Below are 20,994 nucleotides of genomic sequence, written 5' to 3' on the forward strand. Positions count from 1 at the left end.
GCAGCTTAAGCTAGGAGAATTGCCAAATGGCTACAATGAAATTTTTATGTGATACCAAGCGCTGCATTGAATGTAATGGTTGTGTCACAGCTTGTAAAAACGAAAACGACTCTGCTCTAGAGTGGGGTATTCAACGTCGTCGCGTAGTAACCATCAATGATGGTGTTAAAGGCGAAGCGTCTATCTCTGTTGCTTGTATGCACTGTAGTGATGCACCTTGTATGGCTGTATGTCCTGCAGATTGTTTCTACAAAACAGAAGACGGTATCGTTCTTCACGACAAAGATACTTGTATCGGTTGTGGTTACTGTTTATATGCATGTCCGTTCGGAGCTCCTCAGTTCCCTCAGTCTGGTGCTTTTGGTAGCCGTGGCAAAATGGACAAGTGTACTTTCTGTGCCGGTGGCCCTGAAGAAGATCATTCACACGCTGAGCGTGAGAAGTACGGTGCAAACCGTGTCGCTGAAGGTAAGCTTCCAATGTGTGCTGAGCTTTGTGCAACTAAGTCGCTACTTGCTGGTGATGCAGAAATCGTTTCTGCCATCTTCCGTGAGCGTGTTGCTTATCGCGGTGCTAACAAAGGTGTTTGGGGTTAATCTCCGCCTAAGTTAGTCAGCTTAGCTATGATGCCTGAGGCAACTCGGGCATCGAATAGCATAGAGGATGTATTATGAACAAGTGGTTCAAACAAATTGGCGTTGTTATCGCACTGATGTTCAGTGTTATGACATTCGCACACGCTAGTGGAAGTGGTGAAGAATCTCTTACCGTTCAAGATGGCAATGCGCAATTATGGGCACAGCTTAAAGACGGTGTAGAGGGACGTACCACATCTACCAGTGAGTTCCATGCACAACCAATCAATACTTATGATTTACGTGTATTCGAACTTCGTAGTGACTTATTAGCGCCAGCTTTAATGGCTGCGTTATTTGGCATGATCATCATCTTCTTACTGTTTATTAAAATAAACGGTATTTCAAAATTACACGGTGGTTTCACCGGTAAGATGGTGTATCGCTGGTCTAAATTTGATGTATCAATTCACTGGTTAGGTGCGATTCCTTGCTTGTTATTGATTCTGACAGGTTTAGTACTACTTGCTGGTCGTTTCTTCTTCCAACCGTATATCGGTGAAGGAATGTGGGCTGGTATGGTAAATGCTTCTAAAGTTATCCATGATTATATGGCTATCCCATTCATGTTGGGTTGGGCGTTAATGGTAGTACTTTGGGCTAAAAACCAAATGCCAAAAATGTACGACATTAAATGGATGATGGTTGTTGGTGGTTACATTAACTTCGGTCCATTTAAAGGTAAGCACCCTGACGCTGGCTTTGCTAACGCAGGTGAAAAACTATGGTTCTGGGCTTTCGCTCTATTCGGTCTATTCATCTCAGTATCAGGAATGTTATTACTATTCCCGAACTTATTTGAACCAAGCCGTAACCTAAGCTTACTTGCTCTTATTGTTCACTCAGTAAGTGCTATCGTTATCTGTGCTTTCTCTATCGTACATATCTTCATGGCAACAGCTATGTCAGAAGGTGGTATGGATTGTATGGTGTCTGGCTACTGTGATGAGCAGTGGGCTAAGCAGCATCACAACCTTTGGTATGACGAAATCAAAGAAAAAGGCGAGCTTAAATATAAAGACTAATTAGTCTTAATATTAAGTCGTAAACACCCTCAACAGCATCGCTTTTGAGGGTGTTTTTATATCTGAAACTTTAAACCCAACCTGGCAACATCAATCTTTATTATATTTAACATATGGATAGTGTATATTAGATTCTGATTAATTAATGAGTACTAATCTGTGATCTTCATGGTAAAAATCAACAGATATAGTTGTGATTAACCCCTAAGTTATAGATAGTTCACATAATGGTTACTCGATTGAGAGTACTCTGCTCAATCTGCAACCAAGTAGCGTTGCTAGTGTGTACAAATTTTTAGATAGGAAGTGCTATGTCATCGATAATTAAGCCATCAGATAAAATTATCCAATCGCCTTATGAAGCGAATATTACCACCCCAGATTGGATGATTAGCGGGATGGAAAAAGTGATGCAGTTTTATGTTGATCGTAACTTACGATTAGATACTGTTTCAGCTGAAATGATGCCAAAGCCTGTTGAAGGTAAAAAGTACATGCTATATGCGCATGTGCCTTTTTGTCATACCTTATGTTCATATTGTACTTTCCATCGCTTCCTATTTAAGGAAGAAAAAGCGCGTCGCTATTTTGTTTCGCTGCGTAAAGAAATGGATATGGTTAAAAATTTAGGTTACGACTTCGAATCTATGTACATTGGTGGCGGGACGACTACGGTACTCGAAGACGAACTAGCGCGCACAATTGAACATGCTAAAACTTTATTCCCAAATATTAAAGAAGTGTCGTGTGAATCTGATCCACAACACTTAGATAGCGATGGCTTTAAGCAATTAAAAGGCTTAGTGGATCGTATGTCTATCGGTGTTCAAAGTTTTAATGATGACATTTTGACCATGACAGACCGAATTGAGAAGTTTGGTAATGGCCAGCAAACTTTTGACCGCATCATGGCGGCAAAAGAGTTATTCCCAATTATTAATGTTGATTTGATTTTCGGTTTCCGTGGTCAAACAGATGAGATTATTCAACATGATTTGGATATGGCATCAAAATTAGACCCACGCCAAATCACCACTTATCCATTAATGATTACCCACCAAACTCGTAAGAGTGTTAAGGGGAAATTGGCTGCGCCGCACGGTGATATGGCCCGTCAGTATCGTCAGATTTTGAATAGCTTAAATGGTCAATACACGCAGCTTTCAGGTTGGGCATTTGGTAAAGCCAATAATGAAGGCTTCGACGAATACGTTATCGATTTCGATGAGTATTTAGGTGTCGGTTCTGGTTCATTCAGCTTTTTGGATGACACCTTGTACGTAAATACCTTCTCGCTCAAAAAATACCAACAGCGTATTGAAAACGGTTTGATGGGGGTTGAGCAACAAAAGCAATATGGCAAAAAAGAAGTTATGCAATACCGCTTCTTGTTAGGCATGTTCTCTGGTCGCCTTTCTCGCAAATACTTCCGCGATACGTTCGGTGTAAACTTAGATACTGCGTTATTTAAAGAAATGGCATCAATGAAATTAATGGGCGCCATTAAAAATGACCCGAATGACCCTGATAAAATTATTTGGACCGATAACGGTAAAATGATGGGCTTATTGATGATGAAAGAATTCTACTCAGGTATGGATAACGTGCGCGCACAACTGCGTAAGCCACTGACACCTGAAGATATGTAATTCTGACACCAGTTGTTTCTAAATAGCTAGAATAAAGGCAGTGATAATCATCACTGCCTTTTTTGTTTTTTGCAGTATACTGATTTTGATATCGACCGAAGGTGCTATTCATTTAAAGCGCTTTTTTAAGACCTTCAATTTGAGATTAAACGCTGAATATAGAGACTGCTATGGCCAACATTTTACTGCTTGCCAATATTAATTGTGACCGACTACTTGAACTTGATAAACCCCTGCAAACAGGTGGACGCTTCCATTATCAAGACGGAGGCTTAAGGTTAGGTGGTGGCGGAGCTAATACAGGTATTGGCCTTGTGTGGGCTGGTCATTCTGTTTCGTTAGTAAGCCAAGTGGGAAATGATAAAATTGGCAACTGGATTTTAGCTCAAGCAAGCACCCAAGGTTTAGATTGTCGCTTAGTAGAACGCTTTCAAGGTAATACCTGTGAAATGTTATTGGTAATGACACCTGATGGCGAACGCACGATAATCCGTCCTGAAAGACCTATTTTTGAGCTATCTTCGCCGCCAAAGTGGCAACAATTTGATGCTTTATACTCTAACTCTTCAGCTAAAGGTATTAGTCGCTGGACAGAGTCTGCACTGGATTCTTGCTTGGTTGTATCTCAATTAGCTAAAGACGAGCGAGTGCGTCCGTGTCATATTTTGATTGCTTCAATCACTGATATGGAAGGGCGTTGTAATGGTGATAAGTGGGGCTTTGCTGCAAGCATTGCTGGTGAGTCTTTACGTTACTTTGTGGTCACAGATGGTGAGAATGGAGCCATTGCCTACAGTGAGCATGAACAAGTTCATGTGCCTGCGGTTTTATCAGAGGTGGTGGATACTACAGGTGCTGGTGATGCCTATGCCGCAGGCTTGATTCATTACCTGTGTGAGCAAAAAACCATTGGTGAAGCAATGGAAGAAGGGGCGAGATGGGCTGCATTTGCTGTTGCTACACCAAGTTCTGTACCAGGAGATGGCTTAAAAACCTACCTAGAAACATAGTAAAACGAGTCATAATGACAAGTTCATTCTTCCGTCATATAACTGTCTCTGTTCTGTCATGAACTGCATTTATAATTTTGCCGTAATTTGTTGAAAGGCAATCTTTTCCGCTAAAGATTAGTTTTAAATAATCCTTCCTACTTCCTGGAAGTTAATTGCAATCCTATTTATTTTGTTTGAATTTATGGCCCTGTATTCCCCCATTTGCAGGGCCTTTTTTATCTAATAAACAAACTACCTAATCACTCAGCCTGATCCATACTCAACTCTAGCGATAAAAGTCGATGCGTCTTTAATGCTTTTCAGTTAGTATTTACATTGGTTTAACATGTTCGCATATACCAGTTCTTTTAGATGCCATCATCGTTTGAGGCTTTGAAGAACTAAGATTTAGTAGGGGCGTTATGGGAAATAAAGTTTGGAACGATAAGAAGCGTTTTATATGGATGCTATCTATATTGCTGTTAGCCGCATTTATTGTCACCAGCGGTATTAGTTATCAAGTCGCTCATGAGTCATTAAGCGAACAAATTGAAGACAATACATTGCCACTCACCAGTGACAATATCTATTCAGAAATTCAACAAGACCTACTACGACCTATCTTTATATCCTCCTTAATGGCACAAGACACTTTTGTCAGAGACTGGACCATTAATGATGAACAAGAACCTGAAAAATTAGTTCGATACCTCAAAGAAATTCAAGAAAAGTACAATACTGTCACCAGTTTTTTTGTGTCAGAAGCTAGCCGAAATTATTATCATTCCACGGGTGTATTACGAAAAATAGAAGACGTGTCTGTTGATGATGCTTGGTACTTTAGAGTGCGCTCATTACCAACATCTGAAGACTATGAAATCAATATTGATACCGATACAGCAAATAAAAATCGTACGGTTATTTATGTGAACTATAAAGTGTATGACTTTGATGGAAACTTTATTGGTGTCACCGGAGTTGGCTTAGCAGTTGAAAGCGTTAAAAAGATGATTGAGCTTTATCAAACTCGCTATAACCGTAAAGTGTACTTTTCTGATAGACAAGGCAACATTACTCTACGTAGTGAAGGGTTTGATGGCGCTTCAACATTGCAGTCTACCCAAGGTTTAGAAAAGTTAGCCACACGTATTTTAACGAGTCCAAGTGCTTCTTTTTCTTATCTACGGGATAATCGCACGATATACCTCAACAGCCGATTAGTGGAAGAATTCCAATGGTATTTGATGGTAGAGCAAGATGAAGTGTTAGCTGAGAAAAAGTTACTGACCACCTTTTGGGTGAACATTGGCCTGAGTTTAGTGGTGACCTTTGGGATATTACTTATTGCCAATATGACTCTAGGTAAATATCAACGAAAACTTGAGATGATGGCCTCTACCGATAAATTAACGGGGGCGGCAAATAGGCAAGCATTTGAAGAGTACTTTACTCGTTCAATATCTCGTGCGGTGGTTGAGTCGATTCCCATGGCTGTTTTGATACTCGATATTGATCATTTCAAACAGGTGAATGATAAATATGGTCATAATATTGGGGACCTCGTTATTCAGTCTGCGGCTAATGTGCTCAAGTTACATTTAAGTAATGCCGACTTACTATGTCGCTGGGGCGGCGAAGAGTTTTTGATATTGTTGCCGAACAATAATGCCAGCCAAGCACATGATTTAGCAGATAAAATACGAGAGTCTGTTGCAGCGAAAAACATAAAAGTAAATGGCAGTGATATTAATATCACCATCAGCTGCGGTGTGGCAGAGTACCGTAAAACAGAAACTCCAGAAGAGTTAATTAACCGTGCAGATATCGCCTTATATCAAGCGAAAGAGCAAGGACGGAATCAGGTAGTCTTATCCTATTAATTAATTACTTTATGGTTAAACGAAAACGTTAATACAAATTCAACGACGAGAGAGTAGTAATGGCAGGCCATGTGTTAGCAAAGAAGATTTCAGGTTTATTCCGCGGTGATAAAATTGATGTCAATAAAGGTATTGAAACGGCCATGGATAACAAGCTAGCTGTGCCAAGCCTTAAGGTGAATAAGTCTGGCGTTGATGGCGATACTCAAGCAGATCCTGTTCATCACGGCGGTGAGGAGCGTGTATTACATCACTTTCCGCGAGAGCATTATGGCCAATACCGTCGCTGGGATTTAATCACTAACTTTAAAGATGTGCCAGCCATGGGCGAGAACATCAGTACGGTAGGTTTAGATGAATCTCAGGTGAATATTGGCGATATTATTCAAATTGGTGATGTACTTTTGCAAGTGACACAACCGCGCTCGCCATGCTTTAAACTTAATGTGCAATTTGGCCACCCTAAATTTGCGTTAGCAATGCAAGAGAGCCGAATGTGTGGCTGGTTCTATAAAGTCTTGCGAGAAGGTGTGATTAAGGCAGGCGACAGTGTGATATTGATCGAGAGAAAAACAGATATCAGTATTGCTCAAGCCATGAAGATCTATTTTTTAGCCGAAATAGACCCTGAGCAGTATCAGCAATTAATGCAATGTGAAGGTTTGGCTAAAAACTGGCTAGCGAGCATGCAAAACCGTATCTATACTCAGAAAATAGAGAATTGGCAATACCGGTTATATGGCCCAGAAGGCGATCCTGCTTAAGCGCATTTGATAGATAAAAATTAATAACGACAAGGAACAAGAATGAGTGAAGTGATTGAGAAAGAAGCCAGAGATATGGGGTTACTGGTTTATGCAGCGAGCTTTGCAGGTTATATCATTCCACTTGGCAGCATTATTGGCCCGCTTATCGTATGGCTAATGAAGCGTGATGATTTTGAGTTCGTTAATGAATGTGGCAAAAATTGCATTAACTTTAAATTGAGCCTACTTATATATGTGATTATCAGCAGCATTTTAGCGATTGTTGGTATCGGTTTTATACTGCTTATGGCATTAGCCTTAGCGGATATCATTTGCACTATTATCGCAATAATTAAAGCGGGAGAGGGTGTTGCTTATCGTTACCCGATGACGATTAACTTCATTAAATAAGGCTCTTCTATACATAGATTTAAACCATAAAAAAACGCACTGATTAGTGCGTTTTTTATTGGATTAATTTCTGCTGATTACATATTAGGGTAGTTTGGTCCACCGCCGCCTTCTGGGGGTACCCAAGTAATGTTTTGACTTGGGTCTTTAATATCACATGTCTTACAGTGAATGCAGTTTTGTGCATTAATCACAAACTTATTCTCAGCACCTTCTGCGACGACTTCATACACGCCTGCAGGGCAATAACGTTGTGCAGGTTCATTATATTTGATTAAGTTAACCGCGATTGGAATAGAAGCATCTTTTAACTGTAGGTGACACTTTTGATCTTCTTCGTGGAACGTATTTGATAAATACACCGATGACAATTTATCAAAACTTAACTTGCCGTCAGGTTTAGGGTATTCGATTGGTGTGAAGTCTTTAGCCAGTCCCATTTCAGCATGATCAGGTGCTTCATCTCGCAATGTGATTGGGAACTTGCCGCCAAACCAGTTTTGGTCGATAAAGTTAAATGCACCGCCTAAATAAGTACCAAACTTATGTAAAGCTGGACCAAAATTACGTGATTGGAATAACTCTTCGTGTAACCAGCTTTGTTCGATACGAATTTGAAAACAATCAAGATCCTTACCCGCTTCAACACCAGCCATTAATGCTTCACCTAAGGTTTCGGCTGCCACAATACCGCTCTTCATTGCGGTGTGGGTTCCTTTAATTTTGGCAAAGTTTAAGGTACCTGCATCACAACCAATTAACAGGCCGCCAGGGAAACTCATTTTAGGTAATGAGTTTAAGCCGCCTTTAGCAATAGCGCGGGCGCCATATGTTAAGCGCTCGCCGCCAGTTAATGTTTGACTAATAACAGGGTGCTGCTTATAACGTTGGAACTCGTCAAATGGACTGACGTGAGGGTTCTTGTAGTTTAAGTCGATGATTAAACCAACAGCTACTTGGTTGTCTTCCATGTGGTATAGGAATCCGCCACCTGAAGTACCTTGGTTTAATGGCCAGCCACCAGTATGAACAACTTTACCTTCTTGATGTTGCTCAGCGGGAATCTTCCAGATTTCTTTAAAACCTAAACCATAATGCTGCGGGGTCTTTCCATTATCAAGATGGTATTTAGCAATTAACTCTTTACCTAAGTGACCGCGACAACCTTCTGAGAATACGGTGTATTTGGCATGCAGCTCCATACCCGGCATATAGCTGTCTTTTTCTTCGCCATTTGCGCCCACGCCCATGTCACCAATCAAAATGCCTTTAACACTATTATCTTGGTTAAATAGCACTTCGCTTGCAGCAAACCCTGGGAAAATTTCGACGCCTAACCCTTCAGCTTTTTCAGCTAACCAGCGGGTTAAGTTACCTACACTAATAATGTAGTTACCATCGTTATGCATGGTTTTGGGGACTAAGCTGTTAGACATTAATTGAGATTTAGATTCAGAACTTAGCAGGTAAATCTCATCGTGAGTCACTTTAGTATTCAGTGGGATATCGGAATCACGCCAATCGGAGAATAATTCATCCAATACTTTAGGTTCAAACACCGCACCAGATAATATGTGCGCTCCAACCTCAGAGCCTTTTTCGACAACACAGACAGTCATTTCTTTGTCTGCATCTTGTGATATTTGCATTAATCGACATGCAGTAGCGAGTCCGGCAGGTCCTGCACCGACTATTACTACATCGAATTCCATAGATTCGCGTTCCATCATCTCACCTTTGATCTTCGTATCCCGGTTTTTGGCGGGTTTGTTGTTTTTTTTGTTTTACTCACCTTACCTTAAAAATGACCTAGGTCACAGTAGCAAGTGTGATTTTGAGCTCGTGAGCTAGCTCGCAATTCTTTACAGATTTTGTACAAACTGGGACAAAATGTCATAAAAAGGTACTGATTAGACCGAATTTAGGCCTATAATCAAGGTTGACGGTTCTCCGAGCTTTATTCCCTACGTCCACAGATACGGGTATTTAGCCGTGGTAATAATGCCACCGGGGTGAGCAAAGAAATGCGCTTACCTCCCACACTTGGAAAGGTTAACATGTCCCAACTACAAGACAGTTTTGGTCGAAGATTTCACTATCTGCGGATGTCAGTCACTGACGTTTGTAATTTCAAATGTACCTATTGCCTTCCTGACGGTTATAGACCTGATGGTAAGCCTAAGTTTCTAGCACTAAATGAGATTGAAAATTTAGTGTCAGCTTTTGGCGAAGTCGGTACTCAAAAAATCCGTATTACCGGTGGTGAGCCAAGCCTTCGCAAAGATTTCACCGATATCATTCGTGTTGTTGCAGATAATGACAACATTAATACCGTTGCTACAACAACCAATGGATATCGTCTCGAGAAGCACGCCAAAGAATGGTATGACGCAGGTCTGCGACGCATTAACGTCTCTGTTGATAGCTTAGACCCTAAAATGTTCTATCAAATCACTGGCGAGAATAAATTTGATCAAGTGATGCGAGGTATCGATGCAGCGCTTGAGGCTGGGTTTGAGCGGATTAAAATCAACGCTGTACTGCTTAAAGGCTTAAATGACAAAGATTTGCCACGTTTTTTACATTGGATCAAAAGCACGCCGATAGATTTGCGTTTTATTGAATTGATGGAAACAGGCTTAGGTCATGATTACTTTAATGCACATCATTTAGCGGGCTTAGATATCAAGTTAAAGCTTGAATCTGAAGGCTGGTTATATGATTTACCGAGTGTTGATGATGGCCCTGCTCAAAACTTTAGCCACCCAGATTATCAAGGTCGTATTGGCTTAATTATGCCGTATGCCAAAAACTTCTGTGCCAGCTGCAACCGTTTGCGGGTATCAGCGAAAGGTAAACTGCATTTGTGTTTGTTTACTGAAAATGGTCTTGATTTACGTGACTTATTACAGCATGAATCTCAACGCGCTGAATTAATTGAACGTTTGCATAGCCAATTGGCACAGAAAGAAGAAACCCATTATTTACATCAAGGGATCACAGGCGTGACCAAGCATTTAGCGTCGATTGGCGGATAGCCTAGCGCTAAGTTTGGCGGCTTAAGGTGTTAGCAGTGACGCTGCTAAACAGTATTCCTTTCTCCGACAGAATTTAAGACTTAAGAAGGCAAGTTAGCATGAGCAATTGTTTTACCCATATCAATGCCGATGGCAATGCCCACATGGTCGATGTGACTGAAAAGAATGTCACTGAACGTGAAGCCCGCGCGGAAGCATTCATTGAAATGGCACCTAGTACACTTGAAATGATCATGAGTGGCAGTCATCACAAAGGTGATGTTTTTGCTACCGCTCGAATTGCAGGTATTCAAGCCGCTAAAAAAACCTCTGACTTAATTCCTTTATGTCATCCTTTAATGTTGACCAAAGTAGAGGTTAATCTTGAAGCTCAGCCAGAACTTAACCGCGTTCGTATCACGAGTTTGTGTAAACTTTCTGGTAAAACTGGTGTGGAAATGGAAGCATTAACCGCTGCATCAACTGCCGCGTTAACCATTTACGACATGTGTAAAGCGGTTCAAAAAGACATGATTATTTCCCAAGTCCGTTTACTTGAAAAACGTGGTGGAAAGTCAGGTCATTTCCAAGCAGAAGATTAATTTTTGCTGGTAATTGAGCACAAGCCAGCAGCGTAAAACGTTAATTGTAAGACCAACTCAATACGAGACATTGACATGATCCAAGTTCTATTTTTTGCACAAGTTAGAGAGTTACTCGGCGCAGCTAAAGTTGAAGTTGCAGCAGAAGGTATCACCAATACTGAGCAACTACGTGAAGCATTAGCTGCTAAAGATGACAAATGGGCCAAAGTGTTGTCATCGGACAAACTACTGGTGGCCGTGAATCAAACCATGAGTGCATGGGATGCAACTGTTGTTGATGGCGATGAGGTTGCCTTTTTTCCACCAGTAACAGGTGGATAATATGACGGTAACGGCTAATAGTAACCCAAGACAAGTGGTTCGTGTGCAAACGGCTGATTTCAGTGTTGCTGATGAATATGCAGCGATAGCTAACGATAACAGCGACGGCGCAGTAGTGACGTTTGCGGGTAAAGTGCGCGACTTTAATGACGGTAGCGCAGTGACCGATCTGACCCTTGAGCATTATCCGGGTATGACAGAGGCGGTGTTAGTGCAATTGGCTGAACAAGCATATGAGCGCTGGCCGTTAAATTACGTCACCATTATTCACCGTGTTGGCCGTATGGAGTTAGGCGAGCAAATTGTGTTTATTGGCGTGACCAGTATGCACCGTAAAGCGGCTTTCGCAGCGTGTGAATTCCTGATAGATTTCTTGAAAACCAAAGCGCCTTTTTGGAAGTTAGAAGCGGGCGAAGAAGGTAATAACTGGGTTGAAGCCCGTGATTCAGATGAACAAGCTGCATCAATGTGGAATGACGACGCTAAGTAAATTAAGGATGCTGGACTTATGAAGGCTCATCGCCGTTTGTTACTTGGTGTTCAGCGAATATTGCTAACTAGCCTAATTGGGGTGGTGAGCCTCGTTTCGTTTTCAGCGCTCGCTGCTAAGCCTCCTGCAATCGCCGCTGCAGCAAATGTGAAGTTTGCATTAGATGAAATAGTGACAAACTTTACCGCTGAGACAGGATTGAAAGTACGAGTTTCCTACGGTTCTTCAGGTAACTTTGTTGCACAAATTCAGCATGGTGCGCCTTTTGAAATGCTGCTTAGTGCAGACGAGTTTTATGTACAGCAATTGCATAAAGCGGGTAAAACCGATTCTGATGGCGATATTTATGCCGTTGGCAAACTCGCTATAGTCGCGCCAAATAATTCTTCACTACAACTCGATTCCGAATTAACAGGGCTTGCTCAGGCTGTCTCGAATGGTGAGATAAAGCGCTTTGTTATTGCTAATCCTGCCCATGCACCTTATGGTGAACGTGCTCAAGCTTTGCTTGAAAGCAAAGGCCTTTGGTCAGAGTTACAGGCCACCATCATTATGGGAGAAAATGTTTCCCAAGCCGCACAATTTTCTTTAAGTGGTTCAGCACAAGGCGGCATTGTGGCGTTATCTTTAGCATCTGCGCCGCAATTTACCAAGATGGGGCGCTATGTTGAGATCCCTCAGGCTTTATATCAACCGATTAATCAGCGCATGGTCATGACCCCTAAAGCGGGTGAAACCACTAAACAGTTTTATCAGTACATGCAATCCACTGCTGCTCAACAAGTACTAAAACAGTATGGTTTTGGTTTTCCCGCCAGCATCAGCGATAAGCATCATTTACACCAACCTAAACTTCGAGCCCCAAGGCCAAGACAGCAAGTAGCGGAGCAGTAAGTTATGGACTGGCAGTCACTGTGGCTCTCCGCCAAGTTAAGTACAGTTACAGTGTTAATTTTGATTCCAATGGCTATTTTTGTTGGCCGCTTTTTAGCGTACAAACAATTTCGTGGCAAGTCGTGGGTTGAAGCACTGATCATGGTGCCATTGGTATTGCCGCCAACCGTTATTGGCTACTACTTACTCGTTGGTTTAGGCAGTCAGAGCTGGGTAGGACAATGGGTTGAGCAACTTTTTGGTGCTCAACTTGTGTTTAATTTTTCAGGTTTAGTGATAGCTTCTATCCTAGTTAATATTCCCTTTGCCGTGCAGCCGATACAACGCGCCTTTGAAACCATCCCTCACGATATCCCTGATGCAGCAGCATGTTGTGGCATGAGCTGGTGGCGCATTTTTGCCAAAATTGAATTGCCGATGATTTGGCCTGGAATATTGACTGCCGTGGTGTTGTGCTTTTCTCATGTATTAGGTGAGTTTGGCGTGGTATTAATGCTTGGCGGTAACATTGCTGGTGAGACTAAGACCATTTCTATTGCCATATACGACAGTGTGCAGGCATTTGATTTCGAATCAGCTGGCACGATGTCGCTAGTGTTATTGGTGTTCGCAGTGAGTGTACTTGCCATTACTACCAGCCTTTCAAAGCGTTTAGGAGGCCACAATGCCAACCAACAACGCTGATTTGCACTGTGAAATATCACAATTGTCACCGATCCCTTTAACGGCAAAATTTAGTTGTAAAGCGGGTGAGGTGTTGGCTGTCGTTGGGCCATCAGGTGGTGGTAAAACAACCTTGTTACGTATGATTGCAGGGTTAAGCTCACCAGAAAAAGGACGAATTGAATGTGGTGAACAGCGATGGTTTGATGATAAAAATAATGTTCATCTATCACCTCAGCAGCGACATATTGGTTATGTGCCGCAACATTTCGGCTTATTTCCGCATCTTACAGCGCTTGAAAATGTCATTTCAGGGTTGGACCACATTCCCAAAAGCGAACGCAAGGCAAGAGCCCTAGACTGGCTTGAACGCGTTAACTTACATGGACTGCCTGCTAGGTTGCCTGGGCAATTATCTGGTGGTCAGCGTCAACGTGTGGCTTTAGCGAGGGCATTAGCCCGTGAACCTTCGGTGTTATTACTTGATGAACCGTTTTCTGCGGTTGATAGAGAAACCCGTGAGCGCTTATACATAGAGTTAGCCAGATTAAAATCGCAGTTATCGATACCGGTGATTATGGTGACTCATGATATGAACGAAGCGTTGTTGCTTGCTGATAAAATGATTTTAATTAGCCAAGGTAATATGTTGCAGCAAGGTGAGCCATTTGAAGTGTTATCTCACCCTCGCAATGAAACCGTTGCAAGGCAGATGGGGCTTAGAAACATCTTTAATGCCGAAGTCAGTGGTCGAGACTCTGATGCCAATATTACTTGGCTTAAAATGGGCGAGCAAATTATTGCCAGTGACAGTGCGCCCGAGTTAACGATAGGCCAGCAAGTACGTTGGGTTATTCCTAATCAAGGTATTCGTTTTAACGCGATTTCTAGTGGTCGTTTATGTCGTAGTATCAATAAACTCGATATTGTTATTGAGTCGATGTTAGTCATGGGGGAGTCTGTGCGTGTTAAGGCTAGAATGGCAGATGTGGATGAAGTGTTTAACATGGATATCCCATCTCATTTGGCTGAAAAGCTCTCTTTAAAAGCAGGGCTTGCGACCACGATAGCGCTTAAATCTGAGCAAGTTCATATTCTAGAATCATGATCAATTATTAATCTTACAATGCTTGGGTCTTTTGCTGGGCTTAGGTAAAGTAACACTATTACAATTCTCATCTTGAGGCTTTCATGTTCCGAATCGTTCTGTCGTTGTTAGTCGTATTTCCATCTATGGTGATGGCAACCCCGAGTATGCATACCTTGCTCTCTAAGGGGGAATACGTACAACCGCTTATCGTGATTGAACAAATAGAAACTGAATATAGCGGTATTATTTCATCGTTCGATATGGATGTTGAAAACGGTCAGTTAATTTACGAAATTGACTTACTGAACCTCGATGATAGTGAAATTACTGAATTCTCCTTTGATGCGACCGACGGCAGTTTAATTACTAAAAAATTATCTGCGTTTGAATCTGATGATTTAGACCAAATCAAAGCTGCACGTGTATTAATCAAGAAGCAAATGACCTTCACTGAATTAGTCAGAATGGCGCAACAAGGCCAGACAGGTTATTTAATCGAAGCTGAGTTAGATCACGACTTAGCAATCAGTTACCTAGAATTAAAATTACTCAATGTCTCAAGCAAACACACGATTGCTTTTGATATTGAAGATTTACGTCCGCTGCCTTTGTTGCAGTGGGACTAATGTGACTTGGCAATAAGTATTTTTACAGTGACAAGCTGTAAAACTAAGGAATAGCACTATGCGAGTATTAATCGTTGAAGACGATGCGACAACACTACAATATGTTGCTGAAGGTTTTACCGCGCAGCAATATCAAGTTGATACAGCGACCAATGGCCATGATGGCTTGCACCAAGCAAAACATAATCAATACGACATCATTATTTTAGACCGCATGCTCCCCCAGCTAGACGGACTGACTTTGCTGACGGCACTGCGTAATAATGGCAATCAAACTCCGGTATTAATCCTATCTGCGCTAAGTCATGTTGATGAGCGCGTAAAAGGCTTACGTGCTGGCGGTGATGATTACATGACTAAGCCTTTTGCCTTTGCCGAACTGCAAGTTCGCGCAGAAAAGCTTATTCAACGTAATGCGCCTTCTGCGGCCAATACCGACCTTGAAGTGGGCAATTTAAGAATGGAATTGCTGACACGTAAAGTCACATTAGATGAGCATGAATTAATGCTGCAACCTAAAGAGTTTCAGTTACTTAAATATCTAATGGAACACCCTAATCAAGTGATTAGTCGTACCTTGTTATTTGAAGCAGTATGGGATTATCACTTTGATCCTCGCACCAATGTGATTGATGTACATATTGCTAAACTTCGCCGTAAATTTGAAGAACTAGGCCACCCTGAAATTATCGAAACCGTTCGAGGGGCTGGATATCGCCTTTGCAAAGGGAATTAAACCCTACCAAAGTAGTGCTTGGCGGATAACGCTGATCTTCTCAACCTTAGTGACCTTGTTGATTGTAATGCTGGTATTTGGTTTATACCGCCAGCTTGTGATTGAACAAGAGAATCAGGTTGAGCAGCATCTTGCTACTGAAATGCAGCGTTATCAACAGCTTGCTTTAACGGTTGACCGTCGAAGCTTTGCAGCACAAATTCGCGCAGCAGATCCGAAAACAGCGCTTATTGCATGGCGAAATAGCGTCGATATGGTGGGTGCATTAAGTTTTGTGCCCGACAACATGCCAGTGTTGCCGAAAACTCGAGATTTCCCCATATTAACCGGTGGCCCAGATAAGCTTCATATTCTCACCGGTGGCATAGTTATGACTCATTATGGGCCAGTATTGATAGCAACTCGTACCGATAACTTAGCTGCATTAATCGATAAATTTATTAATGCCGCTTTTTGGGCAGTAGCTTTTACCTTAGGGATAACCTTAGCGGTTGGTTTTGTATTTTCTAAAGCGATTTTAAGACGCTTAGTACAATACAATTTACTCTGTGAAAAGATAGAACAAGGTGAGTACAATACCCGTTTACCTGTCAGTCATAATCAAGATGAGTTTGATATGCTTGCAGGGCAATTTAATCGGGTGCTCGATACCCTAGAACACAACTTAATGTCTGTTCGAGGCGTGACTGATAATATCGCCCACGATTTAAGAACGCCTTTATCGCATTTACGAATAGGCATTGAACAACTCCCTAATAAGCCTACTGAGCAAGTTCCAGAACTCACTGCTATGTTGCTTGAAGAGCTAGATCATTGTCTGGCAACTTTCGATGCGATGCTATCGTTAACGCGAATTGAAGAAGGCCAGCAAACATTAGATATGCAGCCAGTGAGTTTGCAGCTTTTATGTGAAGATTTGTTTGAAATGGCTGAAGTGGTTGCTGAGTCAAAACAGCAAGTATTAACCTTGGACGTTGATAAAGATGTGACCATATCGGGTGATAAATACTTATTATTCCAAGCACTGTTTAACTTGGTCGATAATGCGATTAAATATGCGCCAGAAGATGCAAAGATTCAGATTGTGCAGTCGGGCAGAAAGATTCAAATTATTGATAATGGCCCAGGTATTAGCGATGAAGACAAAGAAAGGGTATTCGAGCGCTTAGTGCGATTAGATCCGAGCCGTCATCACAAAGGCACTGGCCTTGGTTTATCTATGGTGAAAGCGATTTTATCTCGTCACCATGCTAAAATCGAATTGAAAGATAACCATCCTGGACTGATAGTCGATATTCGATTCTAGTCCTTGTTGCTTAATGCAGTTAAGTGACCTCAACAGGCTCTAGAGTCGAGACTATGTACCAAATCATACAGCAGCATCCAGACTTCATCGTTATTAATAAGTTACCTAATGTGCACTTTCATAGCCAAGATGGCACCGCTGGTGTGGTGGCGCAGGTTGAGGCTGACTTAAAGATTAAGTTGTTTGCTGTTCATCGTCTTGATACTCCCACATCAGGCTTACTCATTTTGGCTAAATCTTCTCAAGTGGCTGCGATATTCACTGCGCTGTTTAGCGAGCATAAAATTCAAAAGTTTTATGTGGCGATAGCTAAAGGTAAACCTAAAAAGAAACAGGGTGGGATTATCGGTGATATGGCTAAGTCCCGTCGCAGTATGTACAAGCTGCTACGCACTAAAACAAACCCTGCAATAACCCAGTTTTTCTCCCAGTCTATCGACAATGGGTTACGATTATATCTACTTAAACCTTTGAGCGGTAAAACCCATCAACTTCGTGTAGCGTTAAGCAGTATCGGCGTGCCAATTCTAGGAGATGAACTATACGGCGGTGAAGCGGCTGATAGATGTTACTTGCATGCAATGGCGTTAGACTTTGAGTATCAAGGTGAGCGTTTTCAGTTCAAGCAAGTACCACAAATTGGCATAGCTTTTTTAAATCAATTAGTGGAACAACAACTGCTAGATGCTTGGCAAACCCCAGCAAATTTACCTTGGCCTAAATAACCTCTTTTAGTTGTAATTTGGCTTTGCTGTATTAGCTACTTTAATGCAATTACGACCACTGGCTTTTGCTTGGTACATCGCTTTATCCGCCAAATGTAATAATGCTTCCACTGGCAAGTCTTCTTGAATCGTAGCGCAACCAATACTGGCTTGAATAGCAATAGGCGTACCACGCCATGTAAAGTTTATTTCCGCTAAGGTTTGTTGTAGCTTTTCAGCAACGCAAAGGGCTTTTCGTTCTGTTGTTAGTGGTAATATCAATACAAACTCTTCGCCGCCATATCGGCATAAGTAATCAATCTTACGGGTAACGCTATTAAGTTGTTTAGCTGCAAGTTTTAATACTTCATCACCCGCTGTGTGGCCATGGGCATCGTTAATTTGTTTAAAGTGGTCTAAATCAATCAAAATTATACTGTAACTGACTTTATCTCTTAACCAGCGAGCGTGCTCTAAGGTGAGCTTTGTTTGTAAAGCATTGCGGTTCCAAAGCCCCGTTAAGGCATCTTTGTTCGCCAGGGTCATAATTTTTACCACAAGACGATTGATAGTGTTGCCAATAATCAGAATATTCATCAACAGGATTAATACAATATAAATCCACAAAATTGGTATCGATTCTTCAGTATTAAATGCAGCATAAGTGGCGACTTTTTCTGGATAGATTATTAGGATTAATGCTCTGACCAAAAACATCATGCCAATAAGCGCAATCGGGACTACCAGCCAATAAGTGGCATAAGCTGTAAAATTGTCTTTAAATGCAACGTAATGATCTTTGGCCAACATGATAAAGCAAACTGCAGCAGCCAGAGATAGGATAATCATTAAATATGCAGAACTAGTGGCTTGTGGTTTTACTATTAGCATCAAGCCGATTGAGCTAAGAATGAGTGTAAGATCAAATCGATGGCTTGATGTTAAATGGTAAAGTCGTTGTGCTCCCCAGCGTAAAAAGCAAAAACCGACTAGAATTATATTGTCAGCTACTAGCCAATGCAGATAACTTGGTTCTTGGGTTCGTTGAGTGTAAAGCAGCATGCCGAGTAAAACGCAAAGGTTGGCTAACGCAAAACGCCGGCTAGCACTGGGTGCTACCCGCATAGGGATAACCATTACTGTCCATGCGATTGTTCCTGCGAAGCACAAGATACAAATCATTTGAATTAAAATGAGACTGCTACTATTTTCTATCATTGAGCCTGTATTAAATGATTAAAAATTAAGGATAAGTTGATTTAATATAACATCATAATAATATTTGATCTGTTTCACAAATTGTTGCATTTATGTCCAGTTTGGTTGATTAATTTTTGAAAATTAAAAGGATAAAAAAGAATTATGGATACAAATAAACTACTGCTCATTGTCATCGCAATCCTCTTACCGCCTGTGGCTGTGTTTTTGAAAAAAGGCATGGGGAAAGACTTACTGATAAATATTATTTTGTGTTTACTCTTTTTTGTTCCGGGCTTGATCCACGCCATTTGGGTGGTAGTACAAGATTAATCGCTACCCTCTAGCGATTAGCAAGTAATGGAATAGGCTTATTTAACTAAATAAAGTTGTTATGAGCTCAGTGATAAATACCAACTCTGCCAATTTGGAGTTGGTATTTTTATGCCTACAATTGTAAAATCGCACTCCGATTTATCCTGCTTGCATTCCATGAGTACAGTATCAGAGAGTTTAAGGTGACATTGATATGAATAGACGTAAAAAGATTAACCAAACTCTCAAAGGTAAAGCCAAAAAGGCCAATGCAAAAAAAGCGGGTAGCAATAAGCCTAAATATATCGCTAAAGCAGATCGCGTTATAGCTTCTGTGGCAAGTGAAGGTATTGCTGATGTGGCTATTGAAGAGAGCCAAGATGCGCTTATGGAAGCGGAACTGACCAGAGAACAAACCGTTTAATAGTAAGGGCTAATTGAAAGCACTTAATTACATACACGTTAAAAAGATAGACGAGTAAAGCTAACTTTTTTGATGGTCTCGCCTAAACAATTCCCACTCTTCAATCACTTCACCATCAGGTAGTGTGCAAAGGGAAACATCGCCATTAATATGCTCTACCGTTTCTCGTGTACCGCCGTTATCAATACAGTAATCTGCAGCAGGATTGGTCATATTGAGTGGTTTAATGTCATCACCCGAACAGGCGGTTAAACTGATGAGAAGTGCTGTACTGAATACCGCTTTACTAAAATTAGCTATAGTCGATTGAGCAAACATAGTGTGTTCCTATCACAGGGGTCCGTTAACAAGATCTATGAAAGAGTCTCATAAAAGAAAGCTGATAATACAGCGATTTTTCTTTTATCAACTATAGCCAAGATTACAACTTTTAGTAAAACATTGATTGTTAAAGTTTGCTTATTAAAACCGTTATGCAGGTGCCGAGCAAACAGAGCAGTTAGCTTGTTTTGGAAGTTTCATCTCACGAAACTCCATCGTCATAGCATCAATCATCAGAATACGACCATTTAATCCTTCACCCATATGACTAATGGCTTTAATGGCTTCAGTCGCTTGAATACAACCTACTAAACCAACAACAGGTGCTAAAATGCCTGACTCGACACAGGTGAGTTGTTGCTCGCCAAATAAACTGCTGTAGCAGTGATAACAAGGTGATGATGATTGATAATCAAATACCGTTACCGTGCCTTCCATACGAATTGCCGCAGCAGAAATAAAACTGACTTTGTGGTTAAAACAGCTTTGGTTAAGTTGTTCTCTGACTTGAACATTATCAGTGCAGTCTAGTACTAACATGTGCTCAGATACCAACTGTTCAATACGCGCTTCATCAAGGAATTCGTTGATGGTATTGATGGTGATAAGCGGATTCAATTGAGCTAAAGTTTGCTTTGCTGAATCAACTTTGGCTTGACCAACATTTTCATCATGATGCAATACTTGGCGTTGTAAGTTCGACTGTTCAACTGTGTCGAAATCAACAATGGTCATTTCACCTATGCCAGCAACAGCAAGGTATTGCGTAACGGTACAACCTAAACCTCCTGCGCCTATTACCAGTACTTTAGCTTGTTTAAGTTTTTCTTGGCCTTCGATATCCATCGCTTTAATCGATATTTGGCGACTATAACGAAGCATTTCGTTATCTGACAAAATATCAACATCATCAGCATTTTTAGGTAAATTACTCATTAAATTTCCTT

Annotated in this window: 24 protein-coding genes and 1 riboswitch; of the genes, 20 read left to right on the forward strand and 4 right to left on the reverse strand. The window is 41.3% G+C overall.

The window, feature by feature from the left end; translation table 11 throughout:
* Positions 1 to 26 precede the first annotated feature (26 nt).
* From fdh3B to QPX86_RS00645, 7 genes are all read left to right on the forward strand, one after another.
* Complete coding sequence (gene fdh3B, locus QPX86_RS00615) at positions 27 to 596, forward strand: formate dehydrogenase FDH3 subunit beta (protein ID WP_220754002.1); 570 nt, start codon at positions 27 to 29, stop codon at positions 594 to 596.
* A 74-nt stretch (positions 597 to 670) separates the two neighbouring features.
* On the forward strand, positions 671 to 1,660 hold the full coding sequence (locus QPX86_RS00620; RefSeq protein WP_220754003.1) for a formate dehydrogenase subunit gamma: 990 nt from the start codon (positions 671 to 673) through the stop codon (positions 1,658 to 1,660).
* 311 nt (positions 1,661 to 1,971) lie between these two features.
* Positions 1,972 to 3,309 (forward strand): coproporphyrinogen III oxidase family protein, encoded by a 1,338-nt coding sequence (locus QPX86_RS00625; protein ID WP_220754004.1) that lies wholly within the window; start codon positions 1,972 to 1,974, stop codon positions 3,307 to 3,309.
* A gap of 170 nt (positions 3,310 to 3,479) precedes the next feature.
* Positions 3,480 to 4,319 carry a PfkB family carbohydrate kinase gene (locus tag QPX86_RS00630; RefSeq protein ID WP_220754005.1) on the forward strand — a complete coding sequence of 280 codons (840 nt, stop codon included), beginning with the start codon at positions 3,480 to 3,482 and terminating at the stop codon, positions 4,317 to 4,319.
* 404 nt (positions 4,320 to 4,723) lie between these two features.
* On the forward strand, positions 4,724 to 6,181 hold the full coding sequence (locus QPX86_RS00635; RefSeq protein WP_220754006.1) for a sensor domain-containing diguanylate cyclase: 1,458 nt from the start codon (positions 4,724 to 4,726) through the stop codon (positions 6,179 to 6,181).
* A gap of 59 nt (positions 6,182 to 6,240) precedes the next feature.
* A complete protein-coding gene (locus tag QPX86_RS00640) occupies positions 6,241 to 6,945 on the forward strand; it encodes an MOSC domain-containing protein (protein WP_285163837.1) in 705 nt (234 codons plus the stop codon).
* Between the two features lie 42 nt (positions 6,946 to 6,987).
* Positions 6,988 to 7,338, forward strand: coding sequence for a DUF4870 domain-containing protein (locus QPX86_RS00645; RefSeq protein ID WP_220754008.1), 351 nt, complete (start codon positions 6,988 to 6,990; stop codon positions 7,336 to 7,338).
* Positions 7,339 to 7,415: 77 nt separating this feature from the next.
* On the opposite strand, the gene QPX86_RS00650 is transcribed toward QPX86_RS00645, so the two are convergent.
* On the reverse strand, positions 7,416 to 9,065 hold the full coding sequence (locus tag QPX86_RS00650; protein ID WP_285163838.1) for an electron transfer flavoprotein-ubiquinone oxidoreductase: 1,650 nt from the start codon (positions 9,063 to 9,065) through the stop codon (positions 7,416 to 7,418).
* Positions 9,066 to 9,274: 209 nt separating this feature from the next.
* Positions 9,275 to 9,408, forward strand: a riboswitch (molybdenum cofactor riboswitch).
* On the opposite strand from QPX86_RS00650, the gene moaA reads away from it, so the two are divergent.
* From moaA to QPX86_RS00705, 11 genes are all read left to right on the forward strand, one after another.
* Complete coding sequence (gene moaA / locus QPX86_RS00655) at positions 9,396 to 10,376, forward strand: GTP 3',8-cyclase MoaA (protein WP_220754010.1); 981 nt, start codon at positions 9,396 to 9,398, stop codon at positions 10,374 to 10,376. Its footprint overlaps the riboswitch before it by 13 nt.
* Before the next feature lie 98 nt (positions 10,377 to 10,474).
* Positions 10,475 to 10,957: a cyclic pyranopterin monophosphate synthase MoaC gene (gene moaC / locus QPX86_RS00660; protein ID WP_220754011.1), complete on the forward strand. Its 483-nt coding sequence runs from the start codon at positions 10,475 to 10,477 to the stop codon at positions 10,955 to 10,957.
* A gap of 75 nt (positions 10,958 to 11,032) precedes the next feature.
* On the forward strand, positions 11,033 to 11,281 hold the full coding sequence (gene moaD / locus QPX86_RS00665; RefSeq protein WP_285163839.1) for a molybdopterin synthase sulfur carrier subunit: 249 nt from the start codon (positions 11,033 to 11,035) through the stop codon (positions 11,279 to 11,281).
* 1 nt (position 11,282) lies between these two features.
* The gene (moaE, locus tag QPX86_RS00670; protein ID WP_220754013.1) at positions 11,283 to 11,771 is read left to right on the forward strand and encodes a molybdopterin synthase catalytic subunit MoaE; all 489 of its coding nucleotides are present in this window, start codon (positions 11,283 to 11,285) and stop codon (positions 11,769 to 11,771) included.
* A gap of 18 nt (positions 11,772 to 11,789) precedes the next feature.
* On the forward strand, positions 11,790 to 12,665 hold the full coding sequence (gene modA / locus QPX86_RS00675) for a molybdate ABC transporter substrate-binding protein (RefSeq protein WP_220754014.1): 876 nt from the start codon (positions 11,790 to 11,792) through the stop codon (positions 12,663 to 12,665).
* 3 nt (positions 12,666 to 12,668) lie between these two features.
* Entirely contained in the window at positions 12,669 to 13,349 is a 681-nt protein-coding gene (gene modB, locus QPX86_RS00680) for a molybdate ABC transporter permease subunit (RefSeq protein WP_220754015.1), read from the forward strand.
* Positions 13,330 to 14,436 (forward strand): ABC transporter ATP-binding protein, encoded by a 1,107-nt coding sequence (locus QPX86_RS00685; protein ID WP_285163840.1) that lies wholly within the window; start codon positions 13,330 to 13,332, stop codon positions 14,434 to 14,436. The genes modB and QPX86_RS00685 overlap by 20 nt, the downstream gene beginning before the upstream one ends.
* A gap of 83 nt (positions 14,437 to 14,519) precedes the next feature.
* Positions 14,520 to 15,044 (forward strand): PepSY domain-containing protein, encoded by a 525-nt coding sequence (locus QPX86_RS00690; RefSeq protein ID WP_220754017.1) that lies wholly within the window; start codon positions 14,520 to 14,522, stop codon positions 15,042 to 15,044.
* Between the two features lie 58 nt (positions 15,045 to 15,102).
* Complete coding sequence (locus QPX86_RS00695) at positions 15,103 to 15,780, forward strand: response regulator transcription factor (RefSeq protein WP_220754018.1); 678 nt, start codon at positions 15,103 to 15,105, stop codon at positions 15,778 to 15,780.
* Between the two features lie 67 nt (positions 15,781 to 15,847).
* The gene (locus tag QPX86_RS00700) at positions 15,848 to 17,086 is read left to right on the forward strand and encodes a sensor histidine kinase (protein ID WP_374758498.1); all 1,239 of its coding nucleotides are present in this window, start codon (positions 15,848 to 15,850) and stop codon (positions 17,084 to 17,086) included.
* Between the two features lie 53 nt (positions 17,087 to 17,139).
* Positions 17,140 to 17,811: a TIGR01621 family pseudouridine synthase gene (locus QPX86_RS00705; RefSeq protein WP_220754020.1), complete on the forward strand. Its 672-nt coding sequence runs from the start codon at positions 17,140 to 17,142 to the stop codon at positions 17,809 to 17,811.
* A 6-nt stretch (positions 17,812 to 17,817) separates the two neighbouring features.
* Here the strand turns inward: QPX86_RS00705 and QPX86_RS00710 are convergent, their stop codons facing one another.
* Entirely contained in the window at positions 17,818 to 18,915 is a 1,098-nt protein-coding gene (locus tag QPX86_RS00710) for a GGDEF domain-containing protein (RefSeq protein ID WP_285163841.1), read from the reverse strand.
* Positions 18,916 to 19,152: 237 nt separating this feature from the next.
* On the opposite strand from QPX86_RS00710, the gene QPX86_RS00715 reads away from it, so the two are divergent.
* Both QPX86_RS00715 and QPX86_RS00720 read left to right on the forward strand, forming a co-directional pair.
* Positions 19,153 to 19,320, forward strand: coding sequence for a YqaE/Pmp3 family membrane protein (locus QPX86_RS00715; protein WP_220754022.1), 168 nt, complete (start codon positions 19,153 to 19,155; stop codon positions 19,318 to 19,320).
* A 196-nt stretch (positions 19,321 to 19,516) separates the two neighbouring features.
* Positions 19,517 to 19,726: a DUF2986 domain-containing protein gene (locus QPX86_RS00720; protein WP_285163842.1), complete on the forward strand. Its 210-nt coding sequence runs from the start codon at positions 19,517 to 19,519 to the stop codon at positions 19,724 to 19,726.
* A 60-nt stretch (positions 19,727 to 19,786) separates the two neighbouring features.
* Here QPX86_RS00720 and QPX86_RS00725 read toward each other — a convergent pair whose 3' ends face one another.
* A complete protein-coding gene (locus tag QPX86_RS00725) occupies positions 19,787 to 20,044 on the reverse strand; it encodes a putative hemolysin (RefSeq protein WP_285163843.1) in 258 nt (85 codons plus the stop codon).
* 153 nt (positions 20,045 to 20,197) lie between these two features.
* Positions 20,198 to 20,983, reverse strand: coding sequence for a molybdopterin-synthase adenylyltransferase MoeB (gene moeB / locus QPX86_RS00730; protein WP_285163844.1), 786 nt, complete (start codon positions 20,981 to 20,983; stop codon positions 20,198 to 20,200).
* Between the last annotated feature and the right edge of the window lie 11 nt (positions 20,984 to 20,994).

Origin of the sequence: Shewanella goraebulensis, from assembly GCF_030252245.1 — a bacterium.
GTDB classification, from domain to species: Bacteria; Pseudomonadota; Gammaproteobacteria; order Enterobacterales; family Shewanellaceae; genus Shewanella; species Shewanella goraebulensis.